Origin of the sequence: Gulosibacter hominis, from assembly GCF_904842695.1 — a bacterium.
GTDB lineage: Bacteria > Actinomycetota > Actinomycetes > Actinomycetales > Microbacteriaceae > Gulosibacter > Gulosibacter hominis.
On the sequence record NZ_CAJGWQ010000001.1, the window covers coordinates 492617 to 508219 of the forward strand.

The following is a 15603-nucleotide window of genomic DNA, read 5'->3' on the forward strand; positions in this document are numbered from 1 at the left end:
CGGTTCTCAGCTGGAACGGCCACAATGGAGGGATGACTGACCAACAAACCTCCACTGTCAAAGACACCGCCGAGGGGTCGACCACGCCCGCTACCGCAGACGCGGTCGAGCTGAACTCCAATCGCAGCACCACCCCCGACTCAACTGGCTTCCAGCAGTTCATTTCATCGGGCTGGGCCGAGCGCGTCGACACGCTACCCGAGCCGCGTGCCGCAGCCGCATTCACGGCCGCGCGCCGCGAACGCCTCTCGGCAGCGCATCCCGGCGAACGGCTGGTAATCGCCGCGGGCGACCCGAAGGTGCGCTCGAACGACACCGATTACCCATACCGCGCGCACACCGCGTTCACCTATCTCACCGGCTGGGGATCCGACACGGTTCCCGGCGCGCAGCTGGTGTTCGACCCGATCACTGACGGCCACGAGGTGACGCTCTACTTCCGTGAGAGCGCGGGCCGCGACACCAGCGAGTTTTACGCAAACCCTGCCATCGGTGAGTTTTGGACCGGCCCGCGGCCGTCGCTGGCGCAGGTTGCGGCCGATCTCGGCATCGAAACCCGTTCGCTGAGCGAATTTGAGTCTCGACACGGTGATGTCACACTCGACACCCCGCAGCTCGCGCAGGAGCTCAGCGAGGCGCGCCTGGTGAAAGACGAATACGAAATCGCCGAATTGCGCGGTGCAGTAGACGCCACCGAGCGCGGATTTGATGACATCATCCGCGAACTCGACCGGGCCGTTGGCCACCGTCGTGGCGAGCGCGTCATCGAGGGCGTGTTTGCGGCTCGCGCCCGCCTCGAGGGTAACGATGTGGGATACGGCACCATCGCTGCCGCCGGCGCGCACGCGTGCATCCTGCACTGGACTGATAACGATGGTGAGGTGCGCCCCGGCGAACTCGTCCTGGTGGATGCGGGTGTCGAGGCCGACTCGTACTACACCGCCGATATCACCCGCACGCTACCAATCGACGGCCGGTTCACCCCCGTGCAGCGGCGCGTGTACGAGGCGGTGCTGAAGGCCGCCGATGCCGCCTTTGCGATCGTGAAGCCCGGTATCACCTTCCGCCAGGTGCACGAAACCGCACTGCGTTCGATTGCTGAAACGCTTTCGGAGTGGGGCATCCTGCCGATGCCGCTCGAGCAGGCGCTGCTGCCCGAGAACCAGCCGCATCGCCGCTATATGGTGCACGGCACCAGCCACCACCTCGGTCTCGACGTGCACGACTGCGCGCAGGCACGCCGCGAAATGTATCTTGACGGTGTGGTCGAAGCGGGCATGGTATTCACCATCGAGCCGGGCCTGTACTTCCAGCCGGATGACCTGACCGTGCCGGAAGAACTGCGCGGCATCGGTGTGCGAATTGAGGACGACATCCTGGTTACCGAAAACGGGGCCGAAAACCTTTCGGCCGCAATTCCGCGCACCGCCGACGAGGTCGAAGCCTGGATGGCCCGCATCCGCGGCTAGTTCGTTGCCGTCAAAGAACATGGGCGCCACTCCGATGAGTTGGAGTGGCGCCCATGTTTTTGGCTGAGCCGTGTTGGCTGAGCCGTGTTGGCTGAGCCGTGCCGGTTGGACGCGCTCGGCCTAGCGCTTGCCCTCGTCGCGTTCACGCGCCGCCTGCACCGATTGGGTGGTGACCGCGATTAGACCGAAGAGCACACCGCCAATTGGCCAGACAATCCACGAGGTGCCCCAGCTGTTGCCGATGAAACTCCAGGCCATATAGATGACGACCATGAGCATCCAATAGGGACCGGCAATCAGTTCAAGCAGGCGATTTGATTTTTGCTCGCGCTCGCGCCGCGCCGGATCATATTCACCCTCCTGCGCCAGCATCCCGAGAGTGGTGCGGCGCATCCCCGCGAGCACCAGCAGATAGACGCCCACGCCCACGAGCACCAGCAACACGGTCACGGTGATGTGGGCCGCGGCCTCGTTTTCGCCGGTGAGAATATCGACGATCGGGACGGCGGCCAGACCGAGCAAAATCACCCCGATGCCGACAGCAAGCTGCAACGCAAAGCGGCCGGTTTCGGCCTCACGCATCCGACCGTAGTCTTGCCGGGTACCCAGCGGTACGTCCACACCGCGTTCGGCCGCCTCGAACCTCGAAAGCGACACCCCCGCGAAAACGAACATGCCCACCGCGATTGCCAAACAGAGAAACATGATGCCGAAGCCGACGGCGGTGAACACATTGGCGTGTTCCGGGCTAAACAGGTAGGTCTCGGTGGCATCGTCGGGCGACAAAAGCACCAGGGCAGCGACACCGACGAGGGCCACCAAGACTCCCCCGCCGATGAGGTGCGCGGCACGCTGCCGCACACTGACGAAGCGCCCGGCCTGCTGCTCGTCGAGCCTGAGGCCATCTTCATGCACGCGATCGAGTTCGGCGCGGATGCCGAGCTCGTCGGCGAGTTCTTCGAGGTTGCCGAACTGCGAGATCACCCGGCCGACCGCCTCATTTTCAGACACTCCCTCGGCAATGAGTTCGTGATAGCGGTCCTCGGCCATCTGCCCGAGCTCGGCGCGCGCACGCTGCAGTTCGGGGGTTGCAGGAAGACCCTGGAACATGTGATTGAGATAGGTGGTGATTGCTTCCATCACTCGACTCCCTGTCGTACAAATTTGCTGATCAATTCGTTGGTGGCACGCCATTCGGCGCACTTCGACCGGTAGTGTTCCCGACCGACGTCGGTGATTCGGTAGTAGGTTCGCGCCCGCCCCTGGGTCTGTTCGCCACGAAACGACTCGAGTGCGCCAAGCTGTTCGAGGCGACGCATGGCCGAGTAGAGCGTGGTTTCTTTCAGGGAATATCGCCCCGCCGCTCGTTCCTCAATGCGCTTCGAGATGGCGTACCCGTATGAGGGCGCCTCCCAAACCGAGTCGAGCACGAGCAAATCCACCGAACCACGGATGAGATCGCTGCTAATCACGGCCCCTCCGTTCCTATTGCGTACTACATTGTCTGCCGTACTATGTCTATCGCAGTACTTTTACTGTACCTCGCGTACTACGACAGATCAAGTACTTTTTATCGGATCCGGTTCAGGTGTGAGGTATTGGGAAGATTTTGGGGTCAGGATGCTCGCACGGCCATCCTGACCCCAAAATTTTCCGCTGAACTCACCGCCACCATAGAAAAAAGGGGCGCGCACTCAAGGGCACCCCTCATCCAGCTCTCGCGACCACCGAAACGCGGCGCGCTCGATGGCTAGCTATTCTCGCTGTCGCTAGCACCGCGCTCAGCCGCAGCATCCTCGCCAGTCTGCGAGTAACTGCCAGCCTGCTGATCACTGCCAGTCTGCTTATCGCTGCCGGCAGCGTCAGCCTGCCCCGCCCGCTCTGACGCCTCGCGCTCCTGGCGGCGACGCTCATCCAGCATCTCACCGTAGGTGCGCGGCGGTGTTGCCGCAGACTCGGGTTGGGCGCTCGCGGCATCAGGCTGCCCCGCGACTGGCTGTCCCTGTTGGCCATACTGCAACTGGCCATAACCCTGCGGGCCATAACCCTGTTGGCCATAACCGGGCTGGCCGTGCTGCGACTGTGGTGCGCCAAACCCCACCGGCGGCACACCGTAACCACCCGGCTGCTGCCCCGCAGGGTCACCATAAACACCCGGGGCCGACGCCGGCTGCGCCGCCGCGGTGCCAAGAATTTGCCGCGCCTCGGCAGCGAGCCCGTGCGGCACAATCACGTCGTACTTGGTCGCGGTCAGCTGCATCATCGAGGCAAACTCGCGCTTATTTGGCGAGATCGCATACACGATCATGCCCCACACCGCACCAAACACGGTGGCCAGCAGCAGCACTCCGAGCAGCGTCACCAACAAGACATCGGGCATAAACAGCATCATCGTGGCGCCGAAAAACATTCCCAAAAAGAGCCCCGATAGCGCACCGTTGAGCGCCGCCTTGCCGGTGTTCATCCGCCCGGTAACCCGCTCAACCGATTTCAGGTCGCTGCCGACGATCGAAATCGACTTCACCGAAAACCCCTCGTTGCGAGCCAGGCGATCGACGCTCTCCTGGGCGCGCTCATACGACGAATACGAAGCGACCACCTCTCCCTCGGGAAGGGTCGGGAATCGACTCTGTTGCTGCATCTGCTGAGAGCTACTCATAACCCCATTTAAGTCGCTCAGCCTGGGTGTCCGCCGCCGTGTTCGCCAAGGGCTGCATCCGAGCGCCCGAACGGCACGGTGAGCATCCCGCCAGCACTCGCCCGACTAACATCGAAGGGTGAGCATCTCGAAAGTCTTTGTTGCGCGCCTCGCAAATACACCAGCGTTCGACCAGAACGGTGACCGCGTGGGCCGCGTTCGCGATGTCATCATTAACTATCGCTCATCGCAATCACCGCGCGTCAACGGCATCCTGATCGAACTCGCCGGAGCATCCCGCCGCGTGATTTTCGCCGCCATGAACGAAATCACATCCATCGGCAGCTCACAGCTCATCGTCGACTGGGAACGCGTCGACCGTCACTCATTCGAGCAGCGCGGTGAAGAGGTGCGCGTATTCAGCGACCTGCTCGACCGCTCAGCCATCGTATTGGCCAGCGGCACTCGCGGCGTGGTCGAAGATGTGGCCATTCAGCAGGCCGATGACGGCACCTGGTCGGTTGAGCAGCTCTTTTTGCGGATGCCGCGCACCACGATGCATATGTTCGGTCGTCAGCCGAGCAAATACGTAACCTGGGATGAGGTCGAACTCGACCTCGACCCGACCGTCGACACCCCCGCCACCCAGTTCCTCACCGCCCACAGCGAAATGGGCCCCTCCGACTTTGCGGATGCGCTACTTGAGCTTCCCGAAGAGCGCCGCCTCGAAGTCGTCGAAGAGATGCCGGATGAACGCATCGCGGCCGTGCTCGAAGAAATGTACGAGGACGATCAGGTCGTCATCATCGACCACCTCGGCGATGAACGCGCCGCCGATGTGCTCGACCAGATGCAACCCGACGACGCCGCCGACCTCGTGGGCCGACTCGACGACGAAAAATCAGAGGCATTGCTCGCGCTCATGGAGCCTGAAGAGGCCGAAGACGTGCGTATGCTGCTCGAATTCGAGCCCAACACCGCCGGTGGTCTAATGACGACCGACCCGATCATCGTCTCGGCCGACACCACCGTCGCGGAAGCGCTAGTGCTCATCCGCCGGCAAGAAATCCCGCCCGCGCTGGCAACCACCGTGTTTGTCACCGCATCCCCCTACGAGACCCCCACCGGTCGCTATCTTGGCCTGGTGCATTTCCAGCGATTGCTGCGCTACCCGCCACACGAGCGCGTCGGTTCGATCCTCGACAGCGACACCCAACCAGTGCCCACCACCGCGACCGATATCGATGTGGTGCGGTCACTGGCCCGATACGACCTCGTGGTGCTGCCAGTGGTCGATGACGACAACTGCCTCGTCGGTGCGATCTCGGTGGATGACGTACTTGACCACATCCTGCCCAATGACTGGCGTTCGGTACCGCGCGAAGTAACCCTCGACACGCAGGCCCTCACCCTGCCACGCAAACCGCTCATTGGCCAGCTCGACCACCAGCAGAATCGGGGGTGACCAACATGTCGCACGAAGACGACGAACTACTCGCCACGCCGAAATCAGAGCGTCCACCGCGCAAACGGCGCCGCAAAGACGACGCCCCCAAAAAGCGTGACCGTGACGGCGACATGCTCGGCCGGGTGATGGAAGTTATTGCCCGCGCATCGGGCACACCGGGCTTCCTCATCGTGCTGAGCGTATTTGTTGCGGTCTGGCTGACCTGGAATTCACTCGCGCCCGAAAAGTGGCGCTTTGACTCGGCCGCGCTCGGGTTCACGGTGCTCACCCTGGCCCTTTCACTGCAGGCCTCCTACGCCGCACCAATGATTCTGCTAGCACAAAACCGGCAGGACGACCGCGACCGCGTGCAAATCGAACAAGACCGGCAGCGAGCCGAACGCAACACCGCCGATCTTGAGTACCTGATGCGCGAAATTGTCGCGCTGCGACTGGCCATGCAGGATGTGGCCACAAAAGATTTCATCCGCGCCGAATTGCGCTCGCTGCTCGAAGATATCGACCAGCTCGATGATGACGACGAATCCCCCAATACCGATCCAGCTCCCAACCGATAGTTCATGAACCGCCGCGAAGCCATCCACGCCGAGCTCTCCCGTGTCAACGACCCGGAACTGCGCCGGCCACTCACCGACCTCGGGATGATCGCCAAAATTGACGATGACCCGGTGCAGGTCGAACTGCTGCTCACCATTGTCGGCTGTCCCGCCGCGAAGCAGATCGAGTCGGAAGTGCGCGCCGCGATTGAGCGGGCGATCGGTGACGAGCACTACACGCTCACGGTCGGTGTCATGACGAGCGAGCAGCGCAGTGAGCTCGTGCAAAAAGTGCGCGGTTCACGGCCCGCCCACAATCCGTTTGGCCCAGATTCGCTCACCCGCGTGATTGCGGTGACCAGCGGCAAGGGCGGGGTTGGGAAATCCACGGTCACCGTGAACCTGGCCGCCGCGATGGCTGCCGAAGGCTTGGCAGTCGGGGTCGTGGATGCGGATGTCTACGGTTTTTCGGTGCCCGGTCTACTCGGTCTCGCGCCCGGCACCCAGCCGACGCGCGTGGGCGAACTCATGCTGCCGCCGGTGGCGCACGGGGTATCGGCCATCTCGATCGGCATGTTCCTCGCATCCCCCGACGATGTCGTGGCCTGGCGGGGCCCGATGCTGCACCGCACCCTGCAGCAATTTCTGACCGATGTACACTTTGGCGACCTCGATGTGCTGCTGCTCGATCTCCCACCCGGCACCGGCGACATTGCGATCTCACTCGGACAGCTACTCCCCGGAAGCGAGGCGGTGGTGGTCACTACACCGCAGCAGGCGGCCGCGGATGTGGCGTGGCGATCGGGTTCGGTGGCGCGCAAGACCGGACAAAAACTGCTGGGAGTAATCGAGACCCTGTCGCCGGCGATCGGTGCGGATGGTAGCGAGTTCGCGCTTTTCGGCTCGGGCGGTGGCGCCACTGTTGCCGAGCGCCTGGGCGTTGAGCTGCTGGCTCAGGTGCCAATTTCGGGGATGCTGCGAGAATGTGGCGATGCTGGCACACCGCTCGTGATCGCGCATCCCGACGATCCTGCCGCGCTCGCGCTGCGTGATGCGGCCAAACGGTTGATGCAGCAGCCTCGCGGGCTCAGCGGACGTTCGCTGCCGCTGTCGGTCAGTTAGGTGGCTTCGTCTAGGTGGCGTCTCTAGGTCGCCTCATCATCAAACGGTGCGGCACCGGGCACATAGCGTTCGCCGGGCACAGCCGCGGTCAGCGCCGCCCACGAGGGACGTGAACTGCTCCCCACGCTTCCTGCCTCACTCGCGGCTGCGGCGCCCACGGCAGCCGCTGCAGCCGAGCTGCGGGCTCCCGACGGTGCCGGTGCATCCACCTCATTCCAGGCGTCGCGCACAATTCGCCGCGGGTCATACTGCCGCGGGTCAAGTTTGCGCCAGTCATCAATCGAAAACTCCTCGCCGAGTTCATCCTCGGCGCGATCTTTCATTTCATTGCTCCACGACTTCACCCGACGGATGAGGTGCGCCAGCTGTTCAGCCAGTCCCGGTAGTTTGTCGGGCCCAAAAATGAGCATGACAATGATGCCGATGATGATCAGCTTGTCAAAGGTCAGTGAGCCCACGCCTCCACCCTACTGGCCGTAACCTATTCTTGAAGAATGAGCGAACTCGAGTTGAACCGGCGTTTTGTAAACGAGCAAGCGCACGAGACTCGTGAGCAGCAGATTGCCCGCCACTACGCACTCGAGGCAGGACTGCCCGAGATCACGCCGGGGCTTGGTGCCCACCTGGCGTTCATCGCCGCTGCCACCAACGCCCAGCAAATCATTGAAATTGGTTCCAGCGGCGGGGTGAGTTCTGCCTGGCTGCACCGCGGCGCCCCGGAAGCGACGATGACCTGCCTGGATGCCGAGGCCGAATATCTTGCCGACGCCCGGCAAACCCTGATCGCGGCCGGGCACGCACCCGCACGCATCCGCTGCATCGGCGGTGACCCGATCCAGGTGCTGCCCCGCATGAGCGATGCCAGCTACGACCTGGTCCTCATCCAAGACGACCCCGCGCTCGCAGCCGCATATTTGCGCCACGCGCTGCGTATCACCCGCCCGGGCGGCACCATCCTGCTGCTCCACGCGCTCAATCACGGTCGGGTTGCCGACCCCGCGCGCCGGGATGCGGTCACAGATTCACTGCGGGCCATCATCCGCGAGTTCTATCGGCAGCCCGACACGGCCTGCGCCGTGTTGCCGATTGGCAGTGGGCTACTGCAAATTTCCACGGCCAACCGGTAACGCCACTCGCGCTCGCAAGTTTTGAGCGCCCGCGAGCTTCTCGGAGCCCGCTACGCTTGCAGCCTCGGAAACAACAGTGCGGCGGAGCTCGCACCATCGGTGTGGCTCCGCCGCACTGCAGTCAAAATCAGACTACGACTCGAGCGCCGAACCGAGCGCTGTCGCAAGTTCCTTCGCCTCGTCGTCGTTCACCGACACGACCAGTCGACCGCCGCCTTCCAGCGGAACTCGAACAATGATCAGTCGACCCTCGCGAACAGCCTCCATCGGGCCGTCACCGGTGCGCGGCTTCATCGCAGCCATATCGTTGCCTCCTGTTTGGTCTTCTTCCACCAACCATTCTACCGGGCGATTCCCAACGGATTATCCGATGTGACCACTTCGCACATGCTGCACCTGTTCGCACATGCTGCACCTGGCGAACCGAACAAATCCTTCCCGGTCAGCACTGCCCACCACGGTCACGTTTTACGGGCGAGCTTCGGCACCGGAATAGCACCGGTGCCGTTCGGGTTGTACACATTCGAGCCGGCTAGATTGGCTCGTATGCCCGGCGCCGTTTTGAGTGCTGGGATGAATGAGGCAGACGCCCCATGTGAAAGGAATGACGATGGCAGAATTTACGCTCCCCGACCTCCCCTACGACTACTCGGCACTCGAGCCGCACATCTCGGCAAAGATCATGGAGCTGCACCACTCCAAGCACCACGCAACCTATGTCAAGGGCGCGAACACCGCACTCGAGCAGCTCGCTGAGGCTCGCGACAAGGGCGACTTTGCCAACATCAACCGCCTCGAAAAAGACCTCGCGTTCAACGTCGGCGGTGTGAACAACCACTCGATCTTCTGGACCAACCTCACCCCGAACTACGAGGCGCCCACCGGTTCGATCAAAGACCTGCTCGACAACGAGTTCGGCGGTCTCGAAAAATTCCAGGCGCAGTTCACCGCTGCCGCACTCGGCATCCAGGGTTCGGGATGGGCAGTGCTCGGTCGCGACAATGCAACCGGCAACGTCTCGACCTTCCAGCTGTTCGACCAGCAGGGCAACGTGCCTTTCGGCATCACCCCGCTGCTGATGCTCGACATGTGGGAGCACGCTTTTTACCTCGACTACCAGAACGTCAAGCCCGACTACGTGAAGGCCTTCTGGAACATCGTCAACTGGCAGAACGTGGCTGAGCGCCTCGACGCAGCCGTCGCGGCCTAGTTACAGCAAACACACGAAACGGTGTGTCTCGGCAATAGCGCCGAGACACACCGTTTTTGTTTCAGCAGCCGACGCGGTATTTTCGGCTGTCGGCGCCCGGCTCGCCTGCCGCGGCCGCAGGTCCGTCACCGCTGTTCCTTAGGGTGCCGGTGCGCCACCGCTGTTGCTTAGGGGGCCGACCAGTCCCCCGGCTCAACAAACCACATGAACCGCAGCCACAGCAGCTGCGCAACTATCGCCCCGGCAAACACCAGCACCCGATACAGCGGTGATTGCGGCAGCGCCATCGGCCCAGCCGCCGCTGGGAACATTGGGAACAGCATCCGGAACGTCGACGATTGCGGGAAAAATACCGCCAGAATGTACGAAAAATAGGCGATGCCCCAGGCCGTGATCTCGGCCCCAAACCGCTGCATCATCGGCGCCCCGAGCCCCACGATTATCGCGGTCACCCCGAGGATCATCACCGCCACAATGAGCGTTCCGTGGGGCTGGTCGAGCCAAAATTTACCGGCGTGGAACCACGGCGTAAACGGCGGCGTATCCGCACCACCGGTGTAGTGATTGCGCCAGGCGTGTTCAGTGTCGAGATAGCCCAGCGGGCGCCCAGTGACGATACCGCACAAAATAAGCCAGGCAAGACCCATGACGCCCGAAAACACCGCGGCAATCCACGCGTGCAGCTGCTCTTGGCGATCGAAGCGTTCGATCCGGCGCACATGCTGGCTGTAGTAGCGGTTGAGAATCACCAACAGCATCGTGAACGCCCAAGCCAGCCCCGTGGGCCGAGTCAGCGAAGCCACGGCAATCAGCGGCATCATTTGCAGCCAACGACGCTCCCGCAGCTCAATGAGCAGCTGACAGAGCATCCAAAAGTGCAGCGCCTCGGCATACCCCACCTGAAACAGCGGCGAAATCGGCCCAAACAACACCAGCCCCACCGCAACCAGCGCCGCCCGAGGGCCCAAAAAATAGCGCATCAGGCGATGAAAAGCGAAGGTCGTCGCCAAACCCGCCACCAGCGACACCAGCACCGAGGCCACCTCGAACGGCAGCAACGTCACCGCGCTGACACCGCGCACCAAAAAGGGATACACCGGCATGAACGCCCAGGCGTTTTCGGTGACCGCGCCCCACTCATTTACGGGAAGCGTGCCGGGATATCCGTAAGTCGCGATGCGCTGATACCAGGCCGCATCCCAAATATTTGCAAATGAAAAATAGTCGGGCTGGGCCGAAATTTGCCAGGACTCAGGTTGTTTATTCGCAAACCACAGCATGAACACCGTGGTGACGATTCGCGACAACACATAGAGAATCGTGAGTTGAACCCACACCGGAAGGCGGAACAGGGCCCGCCCGATCGGGTTCGAACGGGCCGAAATCGGATAGTCGGTCGGGTTAATAGCGGGATGCAAAATACGCGCCGGCAGCGTCGGTATAGAGGCGCGTACGCTCATCCGTTTGTTCCTCTCGTCATCGACGCCGCCACCCCGGGAGCAGCGGCGTCGACATCCTACGGTGCGATCGAACTAGCTATGCGTCGAAAAGTGGCGGCCTTCCGGATAGTCGCGCTTAGGCGACCCCGTGTAGAGCTGCTGCGGACGGCCAATCTTCGACTTCGGGTCGATGTTTTGCTCGCGCCACTGTGCGATCCAACCGGGAAGCCGGCCGATGGCAAATAGCGGCGTAAACATTCTTGTCGGGAAGCCCATCGCCTTGTAGATGATGCCGGTGTAAAAATCGACGTTCGGGTAGAGCCGTCGCGACTGGAAATACTCGTCGTTCAACGCCACCTGCTCGAGCTCAACCGCCACTTCCAGCAGCGGGTCGTGGACGCCAAGCGCCTCGAGCACCTCATCGGCAGACTGCTTCACCAGTTTCGCGCGTGGGTCGTAGCTCTTATAGACGCGGTGGCCGAAGCCCATCAGCCGCACACCGTCTTCTTTGTTCTTTACGCGCTCCACAAAACGTCCGACGCCCTGACCCGACTCGACAATGTCGGCGAGCATGTTCAGCACCGCCTCGTTGGCGCCACCGTGCAGTGGACCAAATAGCGCTGAAATACCGGCCGAGACCGAGGCATACAGGTTCGCCTCGGTCGAACCCACCAGCCGCACTGTTGAGGTCGAAGCGTTCTGTTCGTGGTCGGCATGCAGGATGAGCAGTCGGTCGAGTGCCTTCGACAAGACCGGATTGACCACATATTCCTCGGCATAGTTACCGAAGTTGAGCTTCAGGAAGTTATCAACAAACGACAGCGAGTTGTCGGGATACAAAAACGCCTGCCCGACCGACTTTTTGTGCGCGTAAGCAGCAATTACCGGCAACTTCGCCAGCAGCCGCACCGTGTTCAGATCAACATGCTCGGGATCGTGCACATCGAGCGTGTCTTCGTAGTACGTCGCAAGCGCGGCCACCGCACTCGAAAGCACCGACATCGGATGCGCCGAGTACGGCAGCGCGTCAAACAGCTTTTTGACGTCCTCGTGCAGCAGCGTGTGCCGCGAGATGCGAGTGGTGAAGTCTTCATATTCAGTCTCGGAAGGCAGTTCACCGTAGATGAGCAAATAGGCGACCTCGAGGAATGTCGAGTGCTCAGCCAGCTGCTCAATCGGGTACCCCCGGTAGCGCAGGATGCCCTGGTCACCATCAATGTAGGTGATTTCGCTGCGCGTTGACGAAGTGTTGACGAAGCCATAGTCCAGACCGGTCAGCCCGGTCTGCTTGGTGAACGTGGACATATCCACCGCATCACGGCCATCAACTGCCCGGATGATCGGCAACTCTGCCGAGCCACCGGGGAAGGTGAAAGTCGCGACCTGCTGCGCGTTCTGCACCGAATCTTGCTGATCGCTCACGGATCCTCCTCATGGATTTGTCGTGCTGCGGGGCCGCTACGGCATTCTCTGCGCGGCAGCCACACCCCTACCCTAACCGGCAACTATGAGCATTGCGTGCGCCCACAACACATCGAGGTGAGTGATTGCCGTTCACTACAACTCGAATGCGAAACTCGCACAAAAGTTGCAGCCGTGACGCCATAAACGCCGTGGGCGCGGCCCATTTAGCCACGCCCACTCACATCACCCGAACTTCAGCAGCAGCTAGTCGTTGATGCCGGCGGGAAGACCTGCGATCATCTTGTCGTCAAAATTCTGCGGACCGAGCTTGGCAGCGCCACCGGGCGAGCCGATCTCGGCAAAAAAGTCGACATTCGCACGGTAGTAGTCCGACCACTCCTCCGGCAGATCATCCTCGTAGTAGATCGCCTCAACGGGGCAAACCGGCTCGCAGGCGCCACAGTCGACGCACTCATCCGGGTGAATGTACAGCATCCGCTCACCCTCGTAGATGCAGTCGACCGGACACTCGTCTACGCAGGCACGGTCCTTGATGTCAACACACGGAAGTGCAATTACGTAGGTCACGATGCAGACTCCTTCTCAACTACGGATGCGTTCTCAACCATACCTGCACGGCTCGGTTCCTCGCGTGCAGCCGAGCTCTGGCGGCGTATCTTCGGCATCATCAACGGCAGCCCAGCCGCAACGGCCGAGCCATACAGCCACCACACCGCAGGACCGCTCAACTCGCCCGCCGGGAAAATCACCGACCTGCCCGGCCCCGGTGTGGAATACAAAAACACCGTCAACACCACGCCCAAAAAGAACACCAGCGACGGCGTCCACTCATCCAAGTACCAGCGCAAACCAAGCGCAATGAGCAGCACCGCGGTTAACGCACCAATACAGCCAATCCACACCGGAAACTCGCCCACAAAAACCCGAGTGCGATGAGCAAAGGTGCCGATCGTCGCTGCTGTTGCCCCAAAAAGCAAATACGCCAGCGAGGTCAGCACTGTCTCCAACACTGACTTCCAGCGGAGCGTCCCGGCAGGTTGCCGCACCACTAACCCTCGCGCTTTGCTCGCGCCGCAGCACGAGCGCGAGCGGTGCCGTCAAGCACCACCTTGCGGATGCGCACCTTCTCGGGGGTCACCTCGACGCACTCATCCTCACGAGCAAATTCAAGCGATTCCTCGAGGGTCAGGTGGCGCGGCGGCGTGAGCTTTTCGAACTCGTCAGCGGTAGCCGAACGCATATTCGTGAGCTTCTTCTCTTTGGTGATGTTCACATCCATGTCATCAGCACGGGTGTTTTCACCAATCACCATGCCCTCGTACACCTCATCAGTCGGATCGATGAAGAACGACATGCGCTCCTGCAGCCCGATCATCGCAAACGGTGTGGCGACGCCAGCCCGGTCGGCCACAATCGAACCGTTCACGCGCGACTGAATCTGCCCAGCCCACGGGCGGTACCCAGCCGCAATCGAGTTGGCAATACCGGTTCCCTTCGTGAGCGTCATGAACTCGCTCCGGAAACCAATCAGGCCACGCGAGGGCACCAAAAACTCCATCCGCACCCAGCCGGTACCGTGGTTCTCCATGCTCTCGAGCTGCCCCTTACGCGCCGCCATGAGCTGCGTGATCGCGCCGAGGAACTCCTCCGGCACATCAATCGTCGTCTGCTCGAACGGCTCGTGTTTCTTGCCGTCGATCTCCTTCGTCACCACCTGTGGCTTGCCCGCAGTGAGCTCGAAACCCTCACGACGCATGTTTTCAATCAAAATCGACAGCGCCAGCTCACCGCGGCCCTGCACTTCCCACGCATCCGGACGGCCAATGTCCAGCACTCGCAACGACACGTTACCGATCAGTTCGCGGTCGAGGCGCTCTTTCACCATGCGGGCGGTGAGTTTGTGGCCCTTCACCTTGCCAACCAGGGGCGAAGTGTTGGTGCCGATCGTCATCGAAATTGCCGGTTCATCCACCGTGATCGTCGGCAGCGGACGCACGTCCTCGGGATCGGCGATCGTGTCGCCAATCATGATGTCCTCAATACCGGCAATCGCAATGATGTCGCCGGGGCCCGCCTCCTGGGTGGGGACGCGCTCAAGACCGATCGTCTCCATCATCTCGGTGATACGCACGTTCTGAGTCTGACCGTCGTGCACCCAGGCAACCGTCTCGCCCTTGCGCAGCGTGCCGTTGTGAATACGCAGCAGTGCGATACGCCCCAAGAACGGCGACGAGTCGAGGTTCGTGACATGCGCCTGCAGCGGCGCATCAGCATCATAGGTGGGAGCCGGGATGTGCTCGAGAATGGCGTTGAACAGCGGTTCGAGATTGTCGTTGTCGGGCAGTTCACCGTTTGCCGGCTCGTTGGTCGAAGCTACGCCGGCACGGCCCGAAGCGTAGAGCACGGGCAGCTCCAGCAGCGCATCGATGTCGAGATCGGGCACCGTGTCGCTCAGGTCGCCGGCGATACCGAGCAGCAGATCCTGCGCCTCGCCCACAACCTCGGGGATGCGAGCATCCGGCCGGTCGGTTTTGTTCACCAGCAAAATAACCGGCAGTTTCGCCTCGAGCGCCTTGCGCAGCACAAATCGAGTCTGCGGCATCGGACCCTCAGCCGAGTCGACAAGCAGCACCACGCCATCAACCATCGACAGCGCGCGCTCAACTTCGCCGCCGAAGTCGGCGTGACCGGGAGTGTCGACGACGTTGATGATGATTTCTTCGCCATCCGAGTGTTCGCCCTTGTAGCGGATCGCGGTGTTTTTCGCGAGGATCGTGATGCCCTTTTCGCGCTCGAGATCACCCGAGTCCATCACCCGATCGTCGTTTTCGTGTGACGAGTGCTCACCAAAAGTGTGGGTCTGCTTCAGCATTGCATCCACGAGCGTGGTTTTGCCGTGGTCAACGTGAGCGACGATGGCGACGTTACGAATGTCGTTGCGGTGAGCGAGGGTTGAGGTCATATGAGCAGTGCCTTTGCAATAGATATCGGCGGAATCTCAATTGTACGACCAATGGCTATCACGCCCGTACGACCGATGGCTACCGCGCCGGCGCAGGCGCGTTCCCTCTGGCCCGGTCACACAGCCCCGCGCCCCGCTCCCTCTCACCCCGGCACAGCCCTGTTCCATCTCACCCCGGCCCGCACAGCCCCGCTTGGCCTGACGCCC

The 15603-nt window shown here is 61.8% G+C and carries 16 protein-coding genes; 6 read left to right on the top strand and 10 right to left on the bottom strand.

The window, feature by feature from the left end; genetic code table 11:
- Window positions 1–32: 32 nt before the first annotated feature.
- Entirely contained in the window at window positions 33–1469 is a 1437-nt protein-coding gene (locus JMV54_RS02230) for an aminopeptidase P family protein (protein WP_201517225.1), read from the top strand.
- A gap of 120 nt (window positions 1470–1589) precedes the next feature.
- Here JMV54_RS02230 and JMV54_RS02235 read toward each other — a convergent pair whose 3' ends face one another.
- From JMV54_RS02235 to JMV54_RS02245, 3 genes are all read right to left on the bottom strand, one after another.
- Window positions 1590–2609 (bottom strand): permease prefix domain 1-containing protein, encoded by a 1020-nt coding sequence (locus JMV54_RS02235; protein WP_201517226.1) that lies wholly within the window; start codon window positions 2607–2609, stop codon window positions 1590–1592.
- A complete protein-coding gene (locus tag JMV54_RS02240; protein WP_201517227.1) occupies window positions 2609–2941 on the bottom strand; it encodes a PadR family transcriptional regulator in 333 nt (110 codons plus the stop codon). The genes JMV54_RS02235 and JMV54_RS02240 overlap by 1 nt, the downstream gene beginning before the upstream one ends.
- A 278-nt stretch (window positions 2942–3219) precedes the next feature.
- On the bottom strand, window positions 3220–4128 hold the full coding sequence (locus JMV54_RS02245) for a YflT domain-containing protein (protein ID WP_201517228.1): 909 nt from the start codon (window positions 4126–4128) through the stop codon (window positions 3220–3222).
- A gap of 118 nt (window positions 4129–4246) precedes the next feature.
- Between JMV54_RS02245 and JMV54_RS02250 the strand changes: the two genes are divergently transcribed.
- The 3 genes from JMV54_RS02250 to JMV54_RS02260 are packed head-to-tail and all read left to right on the top strand — an operon-like array spanning window position 4247 to window position 7233.
- Window positions 4247–5572, top strand: coding sequence for a magnesium transporter MgtE N-terminal domain-containing protein (locus tag JMV54_RS02250; RefSeq protein ID WP_201517229.1), 1326 nt, complete (start codon window positions 4247–4249; stop codon window positions 5570–5572).
- A gap of 5 nt (window positions 5573–5577) precedes the next feature.
- Complete coding sequence (locus tag JMV54_RS02255; RefSeq protein WP_201517230.1) at window positions 5578–6132, top strand: DUF1003 domain-containing protein; 555 nt, start codon at window positions 5578–5580, stop codon at window positions 6130–6132.
- A gap of 3 nt (window positions 6133–6135) precedes the next feature.
- A complete protein-coding gene (locus JMV54_RS02260) occupies window positions 6136–7233 on the top strand; it encodes an Mrp/NBP35 family ATP-binding protein (protein ID WP_201517231.1) in 1098 nt (365 codons plus the stop codon).
- 23 nt (window positions 7234–7256) lie between these two features.
- On the opposite strand, the gene JMV54_RS02265 is transcribed toward JMV54_RS02260, so the two are convergent.
- Window positions 7257–7691: a twin-arginine translocase TatA/TatE family subunit gene (locus JMV54_RS02265; RefSeq protein WP_230972768.1), complete on the bottom strand. Its 435-nt coding sequence runs from the start codon at window positions 7689–7691 to the stop codon at window positions 7257–7259.
- A 36-nt stretch (window positions 7692–7727) separates the two neighbouring features.
- On the opposite strand from JMV54_RS02265, the gene JMV54_RS02270 reads away from it, so the two are divergent.
- Window positions 7728–8360, top strand: a complete 633-nt coding sequence (locus JMV54_RS02270) for an O-methyltransferase (protein WP_201517232.1) — start codon at window positions 7728–7730, stop codon at window positions 8358–8360.
- 132 nt (window positions 8361–8492) lie between these two features.
- On the opposite strand, the gene JMV54_RS02275 is transcribed toward JMV54_RS02270, so the two are convergent.
- The gene (locus tag JMV54_RS02275) at window positions 8493–8663 is read right to left on the bottom strand and encodes a DUF3117 domain-containing protein (protein WP_201517233.1); all 171 of its coding nucleotides are present in this window, start codon (window positions 8661–8663) and stop codon (window positions 8493–8495) included.
- A gap of 307 nt (window positions 8664–8970) precedes the next feature.
- On the opposite strand from JMV54_RS02275, the gene JMV54_RS02280 reads away from it, so the two are divergent.
- Window positions 8971–9570 (top strand): superoxide dismutase, encoded by a 600-nt coding sequence (locus JMV54_RS02280; RefSeq protein WP_201517234.1) that lies wholly within the window; start codon window positions 8971–8973, stop codon window positions 9568–9570.
- Between the two features lie 167 nt (window positions 9571–9737).
- Here JMV54_RS02280 and JMV54_RS02285 read toward each other — a convergent pair whose 3' ends face one another.
- The 5 genes from JMV54_RS02285 to typA all read right to left on the bottom strand — a co-directional run bounded on the left by JMV54_RS02285 (window position 9738) and on the right by typA (window position 15396).
- Window positions 9738–11030, bottom strand: a complete 1293-nt coding sequence (locus JMV54_RS02285; protein ID WP_201517235.1) for a hypothetical protein — start codon at window positions 11028–11030, stop codon at window positions 9738–9740.
- Window positions 11031–11102: 72 nt separating this feature from the next.
- Window positions 11103–12431: a citrate synthase gene (locus JMV54_RS02290; RefSeq protein ID WP_414146388.1), complete on the bottom strand. Its 1329-nt coding sequence runs from the start codon at window positions 12429–12431 to the stop codon at window positions 11103–11105.
- Between the two features lie 246 nt (window positions 12432–12677).
- Entirely contained in the window at window positions 12678–13001 is a 324-nt protein-coding gene (fdxA, locus tag JMV54_RS02295; protein ID WP_201517236.1) for a ferredoxin, read from the bottom strand.
- A complete protein-coding gene (locus JMV54_RS02300) occupies window positions 12998–13444 on the bottom strand; it encodes a hypothetical protein (protein WP_201517237.1) in 447 nt (148 codons plus the stop codon). The genes fdxA and JMV54_RS02300 overlap by 4 nt, the downstream gene beginning before the upstream one ends.
- 38 nt (window positions 13445–13482) lie before the next feature.
- Window positions 13483–15396, bottom strand: coding sequence for a translational GTPase TypA (gene typA, locus JMV54_RS02305; protein WP_201517238.1), 1914 nt, complete (start codon window positions 15394–15396; stop codon window positions 13483–13485).
- Window positions 15397–15603 lie beyond the last annotated feature (207 nt).

What these genes read in the sequence shown, in the direction of transcription:
- JMV54_RS02230 (WP_201517225.1), top strand. Translation starts at nt 33, where the DNA reads ATGACTGACCAACAAACCTCCACTGTCAAAGACACCGCCGAGGGGTCG.
- typA (WP_201517238.1), bottom strand. Translation starts at nt 15,396, where the DNA reads ATGACCTCAACCCTCGCTCACCGCAACGACATTCGTAACGTCGCCATC.
- JMV54_RS02235 (WP_201517226.1), bottom strand. Translation starts at nt 2,609, where the DNA reads ATGGAAGCAATCACCACCTATCTCAATCACATGTTCCAGGGTCTTCCT.
- JMV54_RS02255 (WP_201517230.1), top strand. Translation starts at nt 5,578, where the DNA reads ATGTCGCACGAAGACGACGAACTACTCGCCACGCCGAAATCAGAGCGT.
- JMV54_RS02270 (WP_201517232.1), top strand. Translation starts at nt 7,728, where the DNA reads ATGAGCGAACTCGAGTTGAACCGGCGTTTTGTAAACGAGCAAGCGCAC.
- JMV54_RS02280 (WP_201517234.1), top strand. Translation starts at nt 8,971, where the DNA reads ATGGCAGAATTTACGCTCCCCGACCTCCCCTACGACTACTCGGCACTC.
- JMV54_RS02260 (WP_201517231.1), top strand. Translation starts at nt 6,136, where the DNA reads ATGAACCGCCGCGAAGCCATCCACGCCGAGCTCTCCCGTGTCAACGAC.
- JMV54_RS02245 (WP_201517228.1), bottom strand. Translation starts at nt 4,128, where the DNA reads ATGAGTAGCTCTCAGCAGATGCAGCAACAGAGTCGATTCCCGACCCTT.
- JMV54_RS02275 (WP_201517233.1), bottom strand. Translation starts at nt 8,663, where the DNA reads ATGGCTGCGATGAAGCCGCGCACCGGTGACGGCCCGATGGAGGCTGTT.
- JMV54_RS02285 (WP_201517235.1), bottom strand. Translation starts at nt 11,030, where the DNA reads ATGAGCGTACGCGCCTCTATACCGACGCTGCCGGCGCGTATTTTGCAT.